The sequence below is a fragment of the Microbacterium sp. ISL-103 genome (assembly GCF_018613995.1).
Classification (GTDB): Bacteria; Actinomycetota; Actinomycetes; order Actinomycetales; family Microbacteriaceae; genus Microbacterium.
On the sequence record NZ_JAGGPD010000072.1, the window covers coordinates 1 to 2141 of the forward strand.

At 70.1% G+C, this 2141-nt stretch carries 2 protein-coding genes and 1 pseudogene; all 3 read left to right on the top strand.

Annotation, left to right across the window (positions count from 1 at the left end; translation table 11 throughout):
• A pseudogene (locus tag J7E68_RS19560) lies at positions 1–82 on the top strand (cytidine deaminase); the annotation flags it as partial.
• A complete protein-coding gene (locus J7E68_RS03265) occupies positions 79–1371 on the top strand; it encodes a thymidine phosphorylase (RefSeq protein ID WP_215169809.1) in 1293 nt (430 codons plus the stop codon). The pseudogene J7E68_RS19560 and the gene J7E68_RS03265, both read left to right, overlap by 4 nt.
• A 51-nt stretch (positions 1372–1422) precedes the next feature.
• Positions 1423–2141: adenosine deaminase family protein (locus J7E68_RS03270; protein WP_215169811.1), on the top strand; the 719-nt coding region annotated here is incomplete at its 3' end.

Genomic DNA, 2141 nt, shown 5'->3' on the forward strand with positions numbered 1-2141 from the left:
GGAGACCGTCTCCGGCATCCGCACCATCGATGAAGTACTGCCGGATGCGTTCGGCCCCCGAGACCTGGAGGACGCCCGATGAGCGTTGAGCCCTTCGACGCCGTCGACGTGATCCGTGCCAAGCGCGACGGAGGCGCGGTGCCCGAGAAGGCGCTGCGATGGATGGTCGACGCCTACACGCGCGGCTATGTGTCGGATGCGCAGATGGCGTCGTTCGCGATGGCCGTCTTCCAGCGCGGCATGGAGCGTGACGAGATCCGCGTGCTCACCGAGGCGATGATCGCCTCGGGGGAGCGGATGAGCTTCGCGACGCTGGGCAAGAAGACGGTCGACAAGCACTCGACCGGTGGCGTCGGCGACAAGATCACGCTGCCGCTCGCGCCTCTGGTCGCCGTGTTCGGCGTGGCGGTGCCGCAGCTCTCCGGTCGCGGACTCGGTCACACCGGTGGCACGCTCGACAAGCTCGAGTCGATCCCCGGCTGGCGCGCCGCCCTCAGCAACGAAGAGATGTTCGCGCAGATGCAGGGTGACGTGGGCGCGGTGATCTGCGCCGCGGGCTCGGGCCTCGCGCCCGCCGACAAGAAGCTCTACGCGCTGCGCGACGTCACCGGCACGGTCGAGGCCATCCCGCTGATCGCCTCGAGCATCATGTCGAAGAAGATCGCCGAGGGCACGGATGCGCTGGTGCTCGACGTGAAGTTCGGCTCGGGTGCCTTCATGCAGGACATCGACCGTGCACGCGAGCTCGCTCGCACCATGGTCGCTCTCGGCACCGACTCCGGTGTCGCCACGACCGCGCTGCTCACCGACATGAATGTGCCGCTCGGACTCGCCATCGGCAACGCCAACGAGGTGCGCGAGTCGGTCGAGGTCCTCGCAGGCGGCGGCCCCGCCGATGTGCGTGAGCTGACGATCGCCCTGGCACGAGAGATGCTCGCTCTCGCAGGACAGCCGGATGCCGACGTCGAGGCCGCCCTCGACGACGGACGTGCGATGGACGGCTGGAAGGCCATGATCCGCGCGCAGGACGGCGACCCGGATGCTCCGCTGCCGACGGCTCGCGAGACCCACGTGGTCACGGCGCCGAGCGACGGCGTCGTGTCGCAGATGGATGCTCTCCCGTTCGGGATCGCGGCGTGGCGACTCGGCGCGGGACGCGCGCGGGCGGAGGACCCGGTGATCTTCGAGGCGGGCATCGACCTGCACGCCAAGCCCGGCGACCGCGTCGTGGCCGGGCAGCCGCTGTTCACGCTCTCCGCAGCCGACGAGGCGCGGTTCCCCCGCGCGCTCGAAGCGCTCGAGGGTTCGTGGGCTGTCGGCGACGAGGCTCCTGCCGCCGGACCGATCGTGCGCGAGCGGATCACCGCCTGAGTCGTCGACCGCTAGCCTGAACTGAGCGAATCCGCGACCGAGAGGAATTCCATGTCGATCGACGCGAACGGCGATGTCACGATCCAGGGCGCTTCCCTGCGCCGCCTGCCCAAGGTGTCGCTGCACGACCATCTCGACGGTGCGGTGCGGCCGGCGACGATCATCGAGCTCGCGGACGCGATCGGGCTCGAGGTCCCGGAGTCGAAGCCCGCAGCCCTCGGCAAGTGGTTCTCGACGCAGAGCGACTCCGGTTCGCTCGTCGACTACCTCAAGACGTTCGACCTGACCACCGGCGTCATGCAGACGAAGGAAGGGCTGACCCGCGTCGCGCGGGAGTTCGTGCAGGACCTCGTTCGCGACGGCGTGATCTACGGCGAGGTGCGCTGGGCTCCCGAACAGCACCTCGCTCGGGGCCTCACTCTCGAGCAGACGGTCGAGGCCGTGCAGCAGGGCCTCGAAGAGGGCGAGGATGCGGCTGACCGTGCCGGCCAGAGCATCCGCGTCGGCCAGCTGATCACCGCGATGCGCCACACCGACCGCTCGCGCGAGATCGCCGAGCTCGCGGTGAGCTTCCGCGGCCGCGGCGCCGTCGGCTTCGACATCGCCGGCCCGGAAGACGGGTTCCCCGCCTCGAACCACCGGGCGGCCTTCGACTACCTCGCCGAGAACTTCTTCCCCGTGACGGTGCACGCCGGCGAGGCGGCGGGCCCGGCATCGATCCGGCCGGCACTGCTCGACGGCCGCGCACTGCGCCTCGGACACGGCGTGCG

What these genes read in the sequence shown, in the direction of transcription:
- J7E68_RS03265 (WP_215169809.1), top strand. Translation starts at nt 79, where the DNA reads ATGAGCGTTGAGCCCTTCGACGCCGTCGACGTGATCCGTGCCAAGCGC.